Genomic DNA, 17718 nt, shown 5'->3' with positions numbered 1-17718 from the left:
CCTTTTTGTTATTTACCTCTCACCTTTTTGTCTCTTTCTTCTAATGTAAACATTAGATAAGCGATTCCACCTGATAAAAGGGCCGCACCTATAGCTATGATCCATCTTATTAGAAGGGCTATTTCCGAATAATCTTTATTCAGCATCCACATCGCCAGGATGGCTACAAGGATCATAATGGGAATAACGGTTAACTTTTTCAAAGCCAAACTTCCTTTCCTTACATATCGACTAAGATAACTGTTTCAATTTTAACAAAAAAGGATGCTTAAAAGCACCCTTTTTAACTGATTTTACTTTGTGCTACCACTGAACTCTCTTGGTTGCCTGGAATAAAGAATGAAGTTAGCACAGCCAAAATACTTCCGAAGAAACCGAAAATAAACAAATGATGGATGCCCTCCATAAAATTCGCTCCACTTGTTAAGAGTGCTCCCATAATCGTCACTCCGATAGCGGTACCTGTGTTTCGGCAAAACATGAAAAACGAAGTAGAAATTCCTTTTTCATGAGCCCCAACAAGCTGTTGAACACCAATGATTCCAACTGTACTCAATAACCCAAAAGATAGTCCTTGAACAATCATCGCCAAGAATACATACCAGAAACCATGGTTATCATTCAATAGAACCAATAGAATGCCTGAAAGGAATAGCAAGACATTCCCAATCATTAACAATGGTCGGTATCCGTATTTTAAAATCCATTTTCCTGCTGGAACTGCCACAACCATCCAGCCAATCGCCGTACCTAGAAGAGCCACCCCACTCATGAAAAGCGATAGGTGTGCAATATTCTGTAAAAATAACGGAATGTAACTCGACGTTCCAAATAGAGCGACTGTCCCTAGGAAGGAATTGATATTAATCCAAGTAAATGTCTTATTTTTAAACATGGACAGTGGGACAATAGGTGATGTATGCTTTTTCTCGAAAAAATAAAATCCTATTAAGAATAAAGCTCCAATCACACCGAATAATAGTTGATTTTCTTCAAGCACCGTCACTAAAAGAAGGAAAGTGATACCAACTGCAAATAATAGAGCTCCAATATAATCGACCTTTGCTTTCTTTGGCTGATACTTTTCTTGGTATGGTAAAAGCGTCAACAATGCAATGATACAAATAGGTAAATTAACAAAGAAAATCCATCTCCATGTCATAACCTCAACAAAAAATGCTCCTAGTAAAGGCGCAAGGACAGCAGATAAGCCCCACATACCGGTAAACAAAGCTTGGATTTTTCCTCGTTTTTCAACAGAAAAAAGGTCTCCTGCAATAATCGCTGGAAAAGGCATCATAAATCCGGCACCTATTCCCTGAACCGCGCGGAAAATAACTAACTGAATCATACTTTGTGATAACCCGCAAAGAAGTGACCCGAATAAAAAAAGGATAATTCCAGATGCAAAAACTCTTTTTCTTCCGAATAAATCAGAAAGTCTCCCTGCTACAGGGGAAAGAATGGTACTCGCAATCATATATGACGCGAAGGACCAAGCATATAAATCAAATCTTCCTAACTCTTTTGCGATAATCGGCATCGTTGTGTTCATAATTGTGGTATCCATCGAGGCCACCAGCATCGCCAGAACAATGCTAACCATTACGGTCGTTCTACTTTTCATTTTTCTTAACCCCCATAATTTTTCCAATAAGCAATTTTACTCCATGGAAGGCATATCTGTCACTTAGGAAGATTGGGCTTTTTTATAGCTTGCACTTCGGTGGTAAAAATAAACAGGTTTTTGTTAGGTGGGGTTTTGGGGAATGAGGCTGGGGAATGGGTGCGGTTGATAAGTTGCTGGTTTCGGTTGATAAAACTTGAGTTGCCGGTTGATAAATTCCAAATTTCGGTTGATAAAACTTGAAATGCGGTTGATAAGCCACAGTCTACACTAAAAATCCAATTAAAAAGCGAACAGCACATTGACTGTTCGCTTTCTTTTTTATGATAAAGCTGTTTTCGTATAGTTTGTGGTTTTCGTAAAAATCCCTAAAGCCGGATTTTTACAGGCTCTCTTAATAAATGATCAGCTCTTTTCTTCATTTCCGTATGAGTTTAACACCCTATATCGAGAAATGCCTATTTATTAATCTAAAAAAGCAACAAAGGTTCAGAAAAGAGCCTATGATAAAATTCGTTTTTCGCCTTCAATGGCTTTAATCGGGTCAATATTTTGCGTGAATTCAAGAGTTCCAATGTATTTTCCATTCTCATCACGAACTGCGAAGTAACGGATATAAACATATTTATCACGGAACTTAATCCAGAAGTCCTCGCTATCTTTTTTACCTGATTTAAAATCCTCCAATAGCTCCTCCACGACATGAACACTTCTTGGGGGATGACAGTTTTGCACTGTGCGGCCGATAACGGCTTTAGTGCGTGCAAATATTCGTTCTTTTCCATGGGAGAAGTAACGGACGACATCTTCATGGTCAATGAAGGTAATATCAACCGGTAGATGATTTAGAAGCATCTCCAATTGTTTAAGTGATAGTATCCCCGTTTCCATTTTTATATAACCTTCAGAGATTGCTTTCTCATCTAGATGATTACGGTCAGGTTTCCACTCCGCTTCTGGCCCTGTTAAGCAAAAGCCAATTTCATCGCTTTCGTGGGCAATTTTCACCCACTCGTCTTCCGTCAAATTTTTCAACGCCATCGGAAAAAGAATGTTTTCTTCGCGATACACCATGGCTAATACTTCATCCATTACATAATGGATTACATGGATAACTGCTTTTTTATCGCCTTGGTAATGGGTTAGTTTTTGCTTAGCGTCCTTGATGGCATCGCGGATAAAATCGTCGATTCTCCACATATTGTTGGTTGGTCCATAAATTCCGTAATTTTCAAGATATGGAAAAATCAAATTCTCTTTACGGCTAAAATGCTTATCGATATCTAATAAAAGATTCATATCACTCAATAGCTTGTAGACATTCTCAGGTGTATCCTCTTTTTCAAATTGTTCTAAGTTAACTTTCACGCTCAATTGAACTAATTTTTCCAATTCCCGGTTCTCTAACTTAAAGGTATGTACCGGGTGCCCAGGCTGGTCTTCGGGGCCAGCAGTTGAATGGATTTCTTCCTGAATTGTTCCTTTAAACATTTCGGTGTGAGCTGCATATATTCGTTGCACTTCTTCATTAGAAATTCCATCGTTTTCTAAAAAATCATGGGAAAGTTGAGCAATTTCATCCACCGTAATTTTTCCAATGAAAGCATTGAAATGAGCTTTTACCTCGTCGATATTTCTCCCGTTATGAAGATCTTGAAAAACTTGTCTTATATTAGCCATTCGATTTGTTTCTGTATATAGTTGTAGTTCACGATTATTAATCATTTCACTCATAAGAATTCTCCTTCGCTGTGGAATGAGAACCTATTAGTTCTCACAATTAAAATAGCATTTTTTCAAAAGAGAATTAGTGATATACATCATTTGAAAGGTGTAAAACTTAACATTGTCATGAAATGGACAAAAAAAAGCAGAGACTTGGGCTCCACTTCACGTTACTCCTTGTTTTTAACAAATTGCGAGATAAAAATAGTTCTTGTGTTTTCGTCTGTTAATTCCCCACTAATTATCTCAATCAATAATAAATTAAAGCCTTCATAGGATAACTGGTCTGAAGGTGGAGACAATTTTCTAAGATGATTTTCCTCTAACAGATAGTATTCTCCTGGTAAACCGATACCTTCTTTCCATCCAGATGATCTCAATTTAACGTCTTTCTCATCCCTGATAAACACCTTTTGTTGGTTTAGGATTTGAAGTCTTTTAAAAAATTCATTGGCATTCATTAATCCTGGATATTGAAACCAATCATTCACCGTTTTTTTCGTAATAATCACTTTTTTCTCATCCTGACAAGATCGACAACTATTATATTGATAAATCGTATATTTATTTTCCTTTTGCATAGCCAAATTAAATCTTACCTCTTCAATGTCTCCATCCTTTGTTAGGTAAACATTGAAATCCTCTATTCTGGCATCATCAGAAGTGCCACTATTGATTTCTAACTCTTCTTTGAACTTTTCCCAATCTTCTTCTATATTTAATTGATAGATATTATCTTCAGAAAAAAATCGAACTTGCGGTACATTTACCACATTAAAATAATATAATGCGTAAGCTATTGCTCCCAATACAATTAGTATTATCAACATATAGGTTCTTTTTTGTTTCAAACCATCACCCCCGGATGTTTCATTTTCATTGTAGCATAACAATTCCAAACATTCCCAATGTATAAGTCATGAACCGTGTAAAAATAGAAAAACTAAGATACAATAGTGGCAAACACAAATGGAGGTTAGAATGATGAAAAACGTCGTTATTTATACACAAGAAACTTGCCCGCCATGCCATGCGGAAAAACTTTGGCTAAAAGAGAACGGAGTGGAGTTTGAGGAAAGAGATATTCGCAAGGATGATCGTTACATGCAAGAAATTATTGAATTAGGAGCTTCCGCTACCCCCGCAACGGTTATTAAAGATGAAAATGGTCAAGAAGTCGTAATGGGCTTTGACCAAGAAAAATTAGCAGAAATTTTAGGACTATAAAAAGATAGGTGTCCTCCTCATTTGGAGCTGACACCTATTTCTTTTTCTGCCTCCATAAAAAGAGTGCCATTCCAATATAAACCCCAAAGAGAAGAATAAAGAACACTGGTGTAGAAAGAGACATCGGCATTACCCCTACTTCAATTCATGCAAAGCTGGATGGAAGAAATACAATAGAATGATGATGATAGGTATGGATATCATCATCGCAAAAGCCGGTCTTTTATAATGCAAACGTATAATGACAAAAGAAATAACGTTAAACAATAGGGACCACCAACCATTCCAACCATTTTCATATACAAATAGCCCCTTTTTCGTAAAAATCCATTCAATCACAGAAAAATAAGCAACCCAAATTCCGATATAAAAGTACTTCTTCCTACCTTTTGGGAAATATTGAAGATACATCATGATCACAACTGGGAGTATAAATAGCGAGAAGGCAATTTCTATTATTGTATGATTGAGCCAAGAAACCGTAACCGCTTTATATCTCCATAAGGTATGTTGATAAAAGATGAAATTATATAGTAGGTTACAAATTATATAGTACTGAACAGTCGGATAGAATTCCTTCCACCGTTTCCAATCGATAAAAACCTTTGCAAAAAGAATATAAACGACCATGACGATTAATAAATACATGTAATATAATTCCCTTATACATTTTTATCTTCATTTTCTCCAAGTTTTCTTTGTCTAATCAATTGAAATTATTACTTTCGTGTTTACACGATTAAAAATAGCCATAACAAAGGGATTGCCCTCTACAGGAGCAATCCCTTTTCCATTTAATCAAACGTTTGTTTAGTTTTTTTAGTTGATAAACCTCACTAATTTCAGTTTATCAACCGAATTTCGAAGTATATCAACCGGAATCAGCATGTTATCAACCGCTTTTTCGGATTTATCAACCGTTTTAAAAATTTATCAACCGCAGACACCAAAATTATTTTACGTACTCGTCCTTCATTAATCCCAACAAATGATTGTCGTGATACTGTCCATCGAAAAAGAGGTCATCTCGTAAAGTACCCTCTAGCTTGAATCCTAGCTTTTCGTAGGCAGCAATTGCACGCGCATTGAAGGCATATACATTAATACTAATTCTGCGTAAATTTAATGTATTAAACATATAATCGATAATTAATCGCAAAGCTTCCGTCCCATATCCTTTACTTGTATACTGTTCATCTGTAATAGCGATTCGGAAACTTCCCTTTCTTTCGCGATGTTCGATATCAACGATGGCTAAGTCACCAATGACTTGATCGTTTTCTTGTAAACAAATTAATAAATCGATTCTGCTATCATTTTCATTCCATTTATTGATCGCATTCTCCAACATTTCTCTTGTTAAAAAGTCTGTTGTTCCTGTTAATCTTCTAATATTAGGGTTTGAGACAGCTGCTAAATAATGATCCACATCCCCCTGCTCCACTCTTCTTAAATAAACACGATCGTTCTCTAAATACTTAATAATTTCCATATAGATTTTCCCCCGTTAATTTAAATAAACTATATAGTCGGTTTTCTTATTAATCAGTATAATGCACAAAACCACTTTTTTCCAACAAAAACTCCACCATCTCAATTTTAAAAAGCTTGAGAGAATCCTCCCAAGCTCCACTCACCTTACTTGAAACTAAACTCTTAGCCGATAAGCCTTTACCACAATCCCATCCTCCAATGGTACAAAGTCAAATTGGGGGATGTGTTCAAATCCGAGTCCTTCATATAACCGAATGGCATCTTTCATAAATTCTGCTGTATGTAACCCAATGGAATGGTAACCTGTTGCTTTCGTGCGATAAATACATTCCATCATTAATGCCCTTGCTATTCCTTTTCCACGCATCTGTGGGTTAACAGCTAGCATCCGTATTTCAGGGTATTCCAACGGATCTATATACCCTTCATAAGCTTCGATTTTTGCTGGAAACAAAGCCACACTGCCCACGATTTCCCCATCCATTTCTGCTACAAGAAGTTCGACCTCTGATTGGGTATCAGCTTCCGATGTAATGGACTATGTAAGAGCCTTCCAATGCCCTTTTGGTATACGTTCTACATGTTCTTTATATGAAATAATTCTTTGCTTCCGAATGAAAGGTAATTCTGTCTTTTCTGCATAACGTATGATCATGTTAAGAATCTCCTATGAAATATTTTCAGTCTTCGCACTTAAATACCTTTAGAGGGTGGAAGAATTATATACTTCGTTTATGAAGGACAACATTCCTCTTTTTTAAACCAAGAATGTCCATCATAACCCCGATGAAGGACAAACCCCTCCTCTTTTTTTGCCCAAATGTCCTTCATAACCCTGATGATGGACAAAACTCCTCTCTCTTTTAACCCAAATGTCCTTCATACCCCCAATGAAGGACAAAATTCCTCTCTCTTCATCCAAAAATGTCCTTCATACCCAAAACTATATATTTATGGATGATTTACCTCCAAATGGTTAAACTAAACCTGTATTTTAAAAGGAGATGACTTTTACATGAAATCCTACTCTGTTCATTATTTCGATTTTACTGGTGGAAAAGGCGTTGCTTACTATGATGCTACCAATGAAATTGTTGCAAGGGACCGATTTCTCGCAACCCATCCGAATTGCAATGTCGATTATATTAAATGTAGAAGTGTTGATGGGAATCTCCCAAAATAAGCGTTCCCCACTCTATTTCCAAGTTTGATCCAATTTATCTGAATAAAAGGTGATGGCTCTTTTATAGTGTAAGATGTCTTCATCTGAGGTCGTTTCAACAAGACATTTTAATAACAGCTCCATTGCACGTTGATGTTCTTTTAAGTTATATAGTGTCATGGAATAAAATACCTGCAGTGCTCTATTACCAGGGTATAATGTCACCCCTTTGGAAAGAACATCTTTAGACTTCTCATATTCCCCTAAGGTTCGGTAAGTGCTGCCTAGTCCTAACAGTGCGCCTTGAAGCTCCTCCTCAGGCAACCCCAACTGAATTGCCTTTTCGTAGTATGGTACCGCAGCTGCTTCTTCCCCTAAAACATCACAACTCCATGCACATTGATAATTAACCATTGCGTTCTCAGGAAACTCATTTGCAAGTTCTCGAAAAATTTCGTTTGATTCCTTTAATTTGCCTTCTTTTCGCAAAACAAGAGCCCTATCCAGTCGATTTTCCATAAATTTTACTCCCCTTTTATGTTTTTTTCATGTCATAATGATTGGTAGCGTCATTTTTAAATTGAGGTGTCCTTTTTTTGAAAAAATCATACCTATTAGCAACGGTTCTATCCGTTCTATTATTTTCCTTATTTTCACATTATCTCTTCCAATTAACCTACTATCTGCACCCCATTGCTTTAGTGACTGTATTAGTTTGTTTATGGGGATTGCTTGCCTTTTTCATTCTCTTGATTCGCAGGGAACGGATTTTTGTGTTATATCATCGTTTTATCTGGTTTATTTCTATATATACCATTATGCTGTTAATTTTATTATTTTTCCGGCCAGGAGATCATGCATTTAACAATTATAACCTTGTACCTTTCTCAACCGTTCACTTTTTCTTATCTGGAAGAGTAAACCCATTTATCTCTTTTTATAATTTAGTGGCTAATGTGGTGTTGTTTATTCCATATGGCATTTATCTTTTGGCTCGAAAAAATCATACAAGCTTATTAGCGTATGTCTATTTACCTTTTATTACAATCTCCTTAATCGAAATGATGCAGTTGCTTACTCACCGAGGCAGTCTTGATATCGATGATCTCATTTTAAATATGCTTGGCGTCTTTTTAGGCTATCTTTGTTATCCCGTCTTTAAGCGTGTGATCAAACTTGTTTAGTAGCTTAGTTATCTGAGTCAGAAGGTGAAAATCCTTAAAAAATTCGCTCCCATGAATAACCTAACAAACATTTTGCCTTCCTTAAATTTCGCCGTTCAAAAGTTGTTCAAAATGATTTTACAAATATGTGAATGATTACACAAACTCAACTTTTTCAAAAGAAAGTTTGCTATATTTACAGTGTAATCATTAATTATTCATTTCTTAATAAAAGGGAGATGTTTCACATGTTAGTAAAATGGTTAAGAGAAAACACAATTGCCGCAGGTCTATTAACAGTCATTCGTTTATATTTAGGATATTCTTGGTTAACAGCAGGATTTCATAAGCTCACTGGAGGATTTGATGCCTCTGGATATTTAGCAAATGCAGTAGCAAACCCGGTAAAAGGTCCAGATGGCGGTCTAGTTTATGGCTGGTATGTAAGCTTCTTAAAAGGTTTTGCCCTTCCTAACGTAGATATTTTTAACACAATCGTTCCACTTGGCGAATTCTTAGTTGGTTTAGGATTAATCTTAGGATGCTTAACAACAGCAGCGATGTTCTTTGGTTTAGTGATGAACTTTTCTTTCTTCTTAGCTGGAACTGTATCTCATATCCCAACTGATTTATTCCTTGGAGCAATCATCTTATTCGCTGGTTTCAACGCTGGTCAATTCGGTTTAGACCGCTGGGTGATCCCTTACATTCGTAAAACTGTTTTCAAAAACATTAAAGCGGTTGAAAATAACGCATAATGAAAAAGGTGCCGGGCAACTGCCTGGCACCTTCTTTTTATAATATGACCGTCACTTTAAATAAATCCCCGTCCACATCAATTTCTAAGCTGCCCTCATGTAGATCAATAATGGATTTTGCGATAGCAAGCCCAAGTCCTGACCCTTCCGTATGACGAGAAGTGTCTCCTCTTTTAAATCGCTCCAACATCTCATCCGTATTTCCACCTAGCTCATATTTAGAAATATTTTTAAATGTAAGGCTTACTTTTTCTCCAACTGTCTCTACGTTTATATACACTCTTGTATGATTTAAGGAATATTTAAAGATATTCCCTATTAAGTTGTCGAATACACGCCATAGCTTTTGGCCATCTACCGTTACATAGACCGGTGATTCAGGCTTTGATACACGGAATTCTAATGTGGACTGTTCTATCGTTTCGTTATACTCCGCAAGTGCTTGCTCAACTAACTGGCAAACATCAATTTTCTCTTTCTTTAGTTCAATGTTTCCGCTGGTCATTTTGGAAACTTCAAATAAGTCATCGATTAAGACCTTTAAACGTTTCGATTTGCGGTCAATGATTTGAAGATACGACTCACGTTCTTCTACTTCCAGGTCTTTATTTTTCAAAAGTTCCGCATACGTAATAATTGATGTAAGCGGTGTACGTAAATCGTGGCTTACATTTGTGATTAGCTCCGCTTTTAAACGTTCACTTTTTGCCTGCTCATTCTGTGATAATTTTAAACGTTGCTTTACTTCATTTAAATTTCCTGCTAGTTTTACTAAAACAGATTTCCCCTTAACAGGTAAATCTTTTTCGAAATCACCTGTTTCTAATTGACTAGCAAATAGAAGAATACGATTAAAGTAACCTATCTCTTTGATCATCATCCATCCTAACGGAATCCCGACCACTATCATTCCAATAAAAAATAGAACGAAAAACTTATTATCCACTAGAGAAAGCAGCGCCGCTGCCCCAAACATAAACACGATGAAGAGGATAGCTACTACTTGGGCACCCACATGCCAATTCATAAAAGCTTCTTTAACATGTTGAAAAAGTCGCCCTGTTAAACTATTTTTCCAATCTGCTATTAACGTTTCTCGATTTTTCAAACTATCATAGAACTGTTTTCCTTGAAAAACCAAGAATCCGACTACCGGCGTGAGTATTATAAAGGAGAGGATTCGGTTGATTTCACTCCATACATCCATATAGATATTAGAGTACCCGTTATCGACAATAAAGATCATGGTAAAAATTACGGTGATGATCGTAATCAGCAATCTTATATCCAGTGGTACTTTCTGAAACACTGGTGCCCATTTCTCGTGAAAATCAACCAGTACTACCTTTTTATGTTTATATAAATAAACACAAGCTGCTAATGCAAGAATCGAAAAAATGCTGTTGATAAAATAAAGAATTTGGCGTTCTCGATATTGCTTTGCCTCTTTTAATATAAAATTGGTTTGTTGATTAGATGCAAGGACGGCAATTTGCCCTTCATAAACCTTTCCATCCTGAATCGAATCTGAAATAACGATATCATTTGCTTCATTAAAGATCGGTTGAGATTGCGATTGAATGGCCTCATGATTAGGCGAAGGATAATTTCGAAGGAAAATCGCATGGTCTTGTTTAGAAATTCCCTCTTCTGTTGGATCATCTAAATTCGTGAAAACCTTAGCTGTTTCACTATCTTTTAAATAATAGGAAAATGCCGACTGATATAGACGAAACTGGCCTTTATTACTCTCTCTATCGTGAAAGTAGTCTTCAATCGTTTTTTGTTTCTCTTTTAAGATTTTTTCTTTCACGTATTCATCGTCTTGTAGAATCTTCTTTAAATCTTCTATCTTTTTATCTCTTTCTTCTATTAATATCGATTCACTATCAAGAAGGTTTGCTCTTGCTTCTTGAATTCTATTATCATATTCAAGCTGAATATCGTTAATTTGCAGAGAGATATCTCCAAAACGTCCACGATATCGTTCCAGCTCTTCCTCAGAAACGGTCATGTTTTTGAGCATTTCTTGTTTCGTGACAACATTTAATTCGTAACTGTTTAAATAATCAATAAAACTAGATAACTGACTTTCAAATTCACCTGTTTTAAAATAACTGGTTTTAAAGTAGGTGCTTCCTTGAGCCAATATGGATAATACTCCGCTAGCTCCTAGGGTAAACAAAACGATTATAGATAAGAGAATTCCTCTATTTTTCCACTTTATATCCAACGCCCCATACCACCTTTAAATATCTTGGATTTTTTGGGTCAATCTCAATTTTTTCACGGATTTTGCGAATGTGTACAGCTACCGTATTTTCCGCATTATACCCTGGTTCCTTCCACACATTTTCATAGATTTGATCAATCGAAAACACCCGTCCGGCATTCACCATCAATAATTCTAAGATTTTATATTCAATTGGTGTTAATTTAACATGTTCTCCATAAAGCATAACTTGTTTAGCTGACTGGTTCAGAATTAAGCCATTGATATCAATGACCTTTTCCACACCATCATAGGTTCCAAGTGTAACGTATCTTCTTAATTGTGACTTTACTCTAGCAATCAACTCTAGCGGATTAAAAGGCTTGGTCACGTAATCATCCGCACCTACCTGCAAACCAAGGATTTTATCAATATCCTCCGTTTTGGCACTTAGTATAATAATAGGTATATTTCTTTTCTGACGAATTTTTAAGGTTGTGGTTATTCCATCCTGCCGAGGCATCATCACATCTAGTAACACTAAATGCACCTCAGTTTGGTTTAACATTTCGATAGCCTCTAAGCCATCCGCTGCCTTCAACACAGTTATTCCTTCATTTTTCAAATATATTTCAATCGCATCTCGAATTTCTTGTTCATCATCCACTACTAATACCGTATAATTGTTCAAATTTATCACTCCCAATTAAAACTATACCATCTCCACCCATAAATACTAGATACTAGAAATTAAGATTCTTTTGACGAAAATACCTTTTAAGAACCTTTGTGAAAAACACTCCTAAAAGCAGGATTAGAACAGCTCCCCCTATTTGATGAAGATTTTCGCCAATGCTTTCAATTTTCGAACCAAAATATCTTCCAATTAAAAATAATACAGATGTCCAAACAAGAGCAGAAAGATAGGAAAAACGAGCAAAGCTTAAATAGGAATATTGATAAGTCCCCATTAGAAAAGGGATACAATGCCTCATAATCGGAAGTCCATAGCTTAAAGCTGCTGCATAACCCCCATATTTTTGAATATAAATACTGGCTCCCTGTACATTTCGGTTTATCTTTTTAAACCTTTCAAGCTTTTGAAGCAGTCGATTTCCACCCTTTCGACCAACCAAATATAAAATAGTGGCATTAAGGATAACTGTTAGGTAAACGATGAAAAACGTAAGCAACGGTTGAAAGTGATCCATGGTTGAGATGATACCACCCGTCATGACCAATATTTCATTCGGAATCGGTAGCCCTAATAAACATACATAAAACGATGAAAACAAAGCTAAATACCCGTGCTCACTTATAAACTCAACCACTAATCCTAAATCCACTACTCATCCCTCTCTTTTTACAAACATATATAAATGCTGGTGGTAAATTAAATGGTGTAAAAAGTATCCGCACTTGATCAAAATACTCCCTTAACAAGCTTTTCATATGTAAAGAATATTGAAAGGCAATAAAGACGCCTTCTTCACTTAATAACTCCGACACCTGTTGAAAAATATTTCTTCGTGTGCTTTCAGGAAAATTAGTAAACGGTAATCCAGAAAGGATGCAATCAAATTGCTGAATCCCATTTTGATGTGCATTCGTTTTTAAATAGTTGGCATCTTTAAATACCTTTACCTCTGGATAATGGTTCCGTAGTTTCTCTCGTAGATCAGAGTCAAACTCATATACGAACAGCCTACAATCATTATTTTTTCTTTCTATAATGGATTTTGTAAAAACTCCCGTGCCTGCGCCTAGTTCAGCAATCGATTTTATCTTTCCCCATTGGACCTGACTGAGCATCTTATCCACTAAAAAGCTCGAGCTAGGAGTCACACTCCCCATTTGCTTTGGTGATTGCAAAAATTTATATAAAAACTGAAGTCTTTGTGTACCATTTAATGTCAACAAATTAAACTCCCCTCTCATTTACAAATCCAATTCTATCCAACAAAAATGAAGAAACCCCTAGCGAATTTCTTATGATTTTCTTAAGATTTTTTAAAAATCATCTTAGGAATTGGCACCTTTTTTATTTTCCCAAAACAAAAAACCCCTTTATATTGGGGTTTTCCTACGTCTTTTGCATATTAACAATACTTAAACAGTGTTAATGTTCATAAGTTGTTCATAATGATTTTACAGAAATGTGAATGTGTAAGAAATTCCCACTTTTTCCTCGAAGAAATTGATATATTAACAGTGTAGTAGAAATCATATTAAAACTTTTTAAAAACTAAGGGGTGTTTCACATGTTAGTGAAATGGTTAAGAGAAAACACAGTCGCAGCAGGACTTTTAGCGGTTATTCGTTTATACATCGGGTATTCTTGGTTAACAGCAGGATTTCATAAGCTAACTGGAGGATTTGATGCATCTGGCTACTTAGCAAATGCCGTAGCCAATCCAGTAAAAGGTCCAGATGGCAGCATGGTTTATGGTTGGTATGTAAGCTTCTTAAAGAGTTTCGCAATACCAAATGTTGATATCTTTAACACGATCGTTCCACTAGGTGAGTTTTTAGTTGGTTTAGGCTTAATCTTAGGATGCTTAACAACAGCAGCGATGTTCTTCGGACTTGTCATGAACTTTGCCTTCTTCCTAGCCGGAACAGTATCTCATATTCCTACTGACTTATTCTTTGGAGCTATCATTCTCTTCGCTGGTTTCAACGCTGGTGTATTCGGTTTAGACCGCTGGGTGATTCCATTCATCCGCAAGACTGTTTTCAAAAATAAAAAAGCTGTTGGAAATAACGCTTAACTATATGAGGTCGGGCACCATCCATTTGGATGGTGCCCATTTTATTGAAGAGACTATGTTATGAACAACAATTCTCTTCCGTTTCGCATAACAAATGTTCTTCATAAGCCCGATGAACAACTTATCTCACCATTTTCTTTCCAGAATTGTTTTTCATAAGTAAATTCGTGGCTTCTCCAGACAATACCGATCCACCCAACTTCATTACCAACAAAGCAATTAAAAAATTCTATAACATTACCGTTCATAAGTTGTTCAAAATGATATTACAGATATGTGAATGATTGCACAAACTTAACTTTTACAAATAAAAGTTTGCTATATTTACAGTGTAATCATTATTCATTCATTTTTTACTAAGGAGATGTTTCACATGTTAGTGAAATGGTTAAGAGAAAACACAATTGCCGCAGGTCTATTAGCAGTCATTCGTTTATATTTAGGATATTCTTGGTTAACAGCTGGTTTGCATAAGCTTACTGGAGGATTTGATGCTTCTGGATATTTAGCAAATGCAGTAGCAAATCCAGTAAAAGGTCCAGATGGCGGTTTAGTATACGGTTGGTACGTAAGCTTTTTAAAAGGCTTCGCTCTACCGAATGTTGATATCTTCAACACCATCGTTCCTCTTGGAGAATTCTTAATTGGTTTAGGACTAATCTTAGGTTGCTTAACAACAGCTGCGATGTTCTTTGGTTTAATGATGAACTTTGCGTTCTTCTTAGCTGGTACTGTATCTCATATCCCAACTGATTTATTCCTTGGAGCAATCATTCTATTCGCTGGTTTCAACGCTGGTCAATTCGGTTTAGACCGCTGGGTGATTCCTTACATCCGTAAAACAGTTTTCAAAAATAATAAAGCAGTTGCAAATAACGCTTAACTATAAGAGAGCAGGCACCATCCAATTGGATGGTGCCCGCTTTTTGATAAATAAATCTCTCCTTGATGGCAACAAAATGTTCATCATAGGCACGAACTTTACCATCCCCTGCTGGCACCGCCACCACCTGATGAACCACCGCCTCCACCGCGTGATCCACCACCACCGCCGCCTCGTCCACCACCACGAGACAAAATCGATAATATAAAATACGTAAGCGTGCCACCAAAAAACTTAAAATCAAGAAAAATCAAAACCACTACAATTAGGATGATGAGCCAGGTAGGTATACCTAATCCATTGTTTCCTGAATTACTCATCTGCGGCTGATCCAAACTTGGCGAAGACGGTCCAAAGATTTCCTTTGCATCTATCCCGTATTCTTGTAGGACCTCATATGTTAACACTTTATACGTTTGTAATATAGCTTGGTTGGGCTGTTGTTTTTGTAAAAGTGGAACGGTATATTCATCTAGAATCCGACCTACTTTTCCGTCTGGAAGTCTTCCTTCTAACCCATATCCGACTTCAATTCTTTCTTTTCGATCATTCATAGCCAAAACTAATAACACACCATTATTTTCCTTTTGACTACCAAGTCTATATTTTCGAAAAGCTTCATTTGAAAATTCCTCGATAGAATAGTCCTCAATTGAATCCACTGTCAGTACAGCAATTTGTGCAGTTGTACGATTTTCAACCTCTCGGCCCCAGTTTCTTAACTCAGCTCTTTCGGTTTCACTTAATACATTGGCAAAGTCTTGGACGTAAATATCCCCAACTGGATTTGGAATAGTTATTTCCTTAGCAAGTGCATTTCCGTTTACAAAAAGGAAAAAGGAAACGACTAGAAGAAAGCTGACTACCCTATTGATTCTCATCCACCATTGCCTCCAAAGTCCACTTCTGGTGCTTCAGTTGCTTTAGGGTCTGCTTTAAAATATTGTTTTTCATCAAATCCAGTGATATTAGCTATAATCACTCCAGGAAATTGTTTCACTCTTTTGTTATAGACCGCAACTTGATCATTATAATCCTTTCGAGCCACGGCAATTCTATTTTCTGTACCTGACAGTTCATCCATTAATTGAGTAAATTGCTGGTCTGCTTTTAAATTTGGATAATTTTCAACAACTACCAGCAATCGGCTTAATGCCCCCGATAGTTCTGCATTTGCAGTAGCTTCTTCTTCGACTGTTTTAGCACCTGCTAATCTTGCACGAGCATCTGAAATAGAGGCGATAACTTCTTTTTCATGGGAAGCATATCCTTTAACCGTATTCACGAGATTTGGTATTAAATCCAGTCTTCTTTGAAGCTGATTCTCAATTTGAGCATAAGATTGATCTACATTCTCTTCCAAACTCACAAAGTTGTTATAACTTGACATTAACATGCCGCCAATGATAACAATTACTAACACAAAAACTCCAATTCCCAACAATCCTTTTTTCAACATTTCCACACTCCTTTATATTAGTATATAAAACGTTAGTTAATTTTTCCATTTTACCGATACTCGATAAGGCTATGTTAAAGGATAGGACACAGGTTCCGTTATTCCGGTTATATAGATGTTTTTTCCTAGTGTATCGGACTCAGGTTCCGTTATTCACAATATTTCATCGGAAAAAGGCATACTTTAGATACGATAACGGAACCATAGTCCGATAATCATTAAAAAAGCCATCGTTTTTGCAAAATAACGGATCGTGTGTCCTATGAAAAACAAACCTTACCGTTTCAGCAGCAAAGTTGTTCTTCATAAGCCCAATGAAAAACAATCCTTACCATTTCAGCAGCAAAGTTGTTCTTCATAAGCCCGATGAACAACACTTCTCACCACTTTCTTTCCAAAATTGTTCTTCATAAGCTCAATGAATTACAAATCTTTTCAGTTTCACTATACATATGTTCTTCATAAATTGCTTTTCCTAACACTGATCTGCTTCAGCTTCATTACCTAACCTATCAATTGAGATTAACAACACCCCAACATTATTAACGTTCATAAGTTGTTCAAAATGATTTTACATATATGTGAATGATTGCACAAACTTAACTTTTACAAATAAAAGTTTGCTATATTTACAGTGTAATCATTATTAATTCATTTTTTACTAAGGAGATGTTTCACATGTTAGTGAAATGGTTAAGAGAAAATACAATTGCCGCAGGTCTATTAGCAGTCATTCGTTTATATTTAGGATATTCTTGGTTAACAGCTGGTTTGCATAAGCTTACTGGAGGTTTTGACGCTTCTGGATATTTAGCAAATGCTGTCGCAAATCCAGTAAAAGGTCCAGATGGTGGTCTAGTTTATGGCTGGTATGTAAGCTTCTTAAAAGGCTTCGCTTTACCGAATGTTGATATCTTTAATACTATTGTTCCGCTTGGAGAATTCTTAGTTGGTTTAGGATTACTCTTAGGATGCTTAACAACAGCAGCGATGTTCTTCGGCTTAATGATGAACTTTGCCTTCTTCTTAGCTGGTACTGTATCTCATATCCCAACTGACTTATTCCTTGGAGCAATCATTCTATTCGCTGGTGTCAACGCTGGTCAATTCGGTTTAGACCGTTGGGTCGTTCCTTACATCCGTAAAACCATTTTCAAAAACATAAAAGCGGTTGAAAATAACGCATAACTAATAAAAATGCCAGGTCCATAGAAATTCCTAGACCTGGCATATTTTA

General features: G+C 36.3%; 21 protein-coding genes. 7 read left to right on the top strand and 14 right to left on the bottom strand.

Annotation, left to right across the window (positions count from 1 at the left end):
* Positions 1–8: 8 nt before the first annotated feature.
* The 4 genes from ACSBPO_RS02665 to ACSBPO_RS02650 form a co-directional block, all read right to left on the bottom strand.
* Complete coding sequence (locus ACSBPO_RS02665; protein WP_442598515.1) at positions 9–203, bottom strand: histidine kinase; 195 nt, start codon at positions 201–203, stop codon at positions 9–11.
* A gap of 80 nt (positions 204–283) precedes the next feature.
* Positions 284–1627: an MFS transporter gene (locus ACSBPO_RS02660; protein WP_442598513.1), complete on the bottom strand. Its 1344-nt coding sequence runs from the start codon at positions 1625–1627 to the stop codon at positions 284–286.
* Between the two features lie 501 nt (positions 1628–2128).
* A complete protein-coding gene (locus ACSBPO_RS02655; RefSeq protein WP_442598511.1) occupies positions 2129–3361 on the bottom strand; it encodes a DUF438 domain-containing protein in 1233 nt (410 codons plus the stop codon).
* 161 nt (positions 3362–3522) lie between these two features.
* Complete coding sequence (locus tag ACSBPO_RS02650; protein ID WP_442598509.1) at positions 3523–4203, bottom strand: hypothetical protein; 681 nt, start codon at positions 4201–4203, stop codon at positions 3523–3525.
* Positions 4204–4333: 130 nt separating this feature from the next.
* Between ACSBPO_RS02650 and ACSBPO_RS02645 the strand changes: the two genes are divergently transcribed.
* Complete coding sequence (locus ACSBPO_RS02645) at positions 4334–4579, top strand: glutaredoxin family protein (RefSeq protein ID WP_442598507.1); 246 nt, start codon at positions 4334–4336, stop codon at positions 4577–4579.
* Positions 4580–4714: 135 nt separating this feature from the next.
* Here the strand turns inward: ACSBPO_RS02645 and ACSBPO_RS02640 are convergent, their stop codons facing one another.
* From ACSBPO_RS02640 to ACSBPO_RS02630, 3 genes are all read right to left on the bottom strand, one after another.
* Positions 4715–5227 (bottom strand): CBO0543 family protein, encoded by a 513-nt coding sequence (locus tag ACSBPO_RS02640; RefSeq protein WP_442598506.1) that lies wholly within the window; start codon positions 5225–5227, stop codon positions 4715–4717.
* A gap of 304 nt (positions 5228–5531) precedes the next feature.
* Positions 5532–6071 (bottom strand): GNAT family N-acetyltransferase, encoded by a 540-nt coding sequence (locus ACSBPO_RS02635; RefSeq protein WP_442598504.1) that lies wholly within the window; start codon positions 6069–6071, stop codon positions 5532–5534.
* 156 nt (positions 6072–6227) lie between these two features.
* Positions 6228–6542 (bottom strand): GNAT family N-acetyltransferase, encoded by a 315-nt coding sequence (locus tag ACSBPO_RS02630; protein WP_442598502.1) that lies wholly within the window; start codon positions 6540–6542, stop codon positions 6228–6230.
* 546 nt (positions 6543–7088) lie between these two features.
* Here ACSBPO_RS02630 and ACSBPO_RS02625 point away from each other — a divergent pair.
* Entirely contained in the window at positions 7089–7256 is a 168-nt protein-coding gene (locus ACSBPO_RS02625; protein WP_442598500.1) for a hypothetical protein, read from the top strand.
* A gap of 12 nt (positions 7257–7268) precedes the next feature.
* Here ACSBPO_RS02625 and ACSBPO_RS02620 read toward each other — a convergent pair whose 3' ends face one another.
* Positions 7269–7754: a tetratricopeptide repeat protein gene (locus ACSBPO_RS02620; RefSeq protein WP_442598498.1), complete on the bottom strand. Its 486-nt coding sequence runs from the start codon at positions 7752–7754 to the stop codon at positions 7269–7271.
* Between the two features lie 77 nt (positions 7755–7831).
* On the opposite strand from ACSBPO_RS02620, the gene ACSBPO_RS02615 reads away from it, so the two are divergent.
* Complete coding sequence (locus tag ACSBPO_RS02615) at positions 7832–8419, top strand: VanZ family protein (RefSeq protein WP_442598496.1); 588 nt, start codon at positions 7832–7834, stop codon at positions 8417–8419.
* Positions 8420–8646: 227 nt separating this feature from the next.
* Positions 8647–9156 (top strand): DoxX family membrane protein, encoded by a 510-nt coding sequence (locus ACSBPO_RS02610; RefSeq protein ID WP_442598494.1) that lies wholly within the window; start codon positions 8647–8649, stop codon positions 9154–9156.
* 37 nt (positions 9157–9193) lie between these two features.
* On the opposite strand, the gene ACSBPO_RS02605 is transcribed toward ACSBPO_RS02610, so the two are convergent.
* Genes ACSBPO_RS02605 through ACSBPO_RS02590 form a run of 4 tightly spaced genes read right to left on the bottom strand, consistent with a single transcriptional unit; the run spans position 9194 to position 13288 of the window.
* Complete coding sequence (locus ACSBPO_RS02605; protein ID WP_442598492.1) at positions 9194–11389, bottom strand: histidine kinase dimerization/phospho-acceptor domain-containing protein; 2196 nt, start codon at positions 11387–11389, stop codon at positions 9194–9196.
* Complete coding sequence (locus tag ACSBPO_RS02600) at positions 11367–12059, bottom strand: response regulator transcription factor (RefSeq protein WP_442598490.1); 693 nt, start codon at positions 12057–12059, stop codon at positions 11367–11369. The genes ACSBPO_RS02605 and ACSBPO_RS02600 overlap by 23 nt, the downstream gene beginning before the upstream one ends.
* Before the next feature lie 52 nt (positions 12060–12111).
* On the bottom strand, positions 12112–12714 hold the full coding sequence (locus ACSBPO_RS02595) for a DedA family protein (RefSeq protein WP_442598488.1): 603 nt from the start codon (positions 12712–12714) through the stop codon (positions 12112–12114).
* Entirely contained in the window at positions 12692–13288 is a 597-nt protein-coding gene (locus tag ACSBPO_RS02590) for a class I SAM-dependent methyltransferase (RefSeq protein ID WP_442598486.1), read from the bottom strand. Before ACSBPO_RS02590 ends, ACSBPO_RS02595 begins: the two co-directional genes overlap by 23 nt.
* Before the next feature lie 341 nt (positions 13289–13629).
* On the opposite strand from ACSBPO_RS02590, the gene ACSBPO_RS02585 reads away from it, so the two are divergent.
* Entirely contained in the window at positions 13630–14139 is a 510-nt protein-coding gene (locus tag ACSBPO_RS02585; RefSeq protein WP_442598484.1) for a DoxX family membrane protein, read from the top strand.
* A 373-nt stretch (positions 14140–14512) separates the two neighbouring features.
* Entirely contained in the window at positions 14513–15022 is a 510-nt protein-coding gene (locus tag ACSBPO_RS02580) for a DoxX family membrane protein (RefSeq protein ID WP_442598482.1), read from the top strand.
* 98 nt (positions 15023–15120) lie between these two features.
* Here the strand turns inward: ACSBPO_RS02580 and ACSBPO_RS02575 are convergent, their stop codons facing one another.
* Positions 15121–15903, bottom strand: a complete 783-nt coding sequence (locus ACSBPO_RS02575; RefSeq protein ID WP_442598480.1) for a TPM domain-containing protein — start codon at positions 15901–15903, stop codon at positions 15121–15123.
* Positions 15900–16481, bottom strand: coding sequence for a LemA family protein (locus tag ACSBPO_RS02570; RefSeq protein ID WP_442598478.1), 582 nt, complete (start codon positions 16479–16481; stop codon positions 15900–15902). The genes ACSBPO_RS02575 and ACSBPO_RS02570 overlap by 4 nt, the downstream gene beginning before the upstream one ends.
* Before the next feature lie 678 nt (positions 16482–17159).
* Between ACSBPO_RS02570 and ACSBPO_RS02565 the strand changes: the two genes are divergently transcribed.
* Positions 17160–17669: a DoxX family membrane protein gene (locus tag ACSBPO_RS02565; RefSeq protein WP_442598476.1), complete on the top strand. Its 510-nt coding sequence runs from the start codon at positions 17160–17162 to the stop codon at positions 17667–17669.
* Positions 17670–17718 lie beyond the last annotated feature (49 nt).

Origin of the sequence: Neobacillus sp. D3-1R (assembly GCF_052180215.1) — a bacterium.
Lineage (GTDB): Bacteria > Bacillota > Bacilli > Bacillales > Cytobacillaceae > Pseudoneobacillus.
This window is presented reverse-complemented; position numbering and strand designations above follow the sequence as displayed.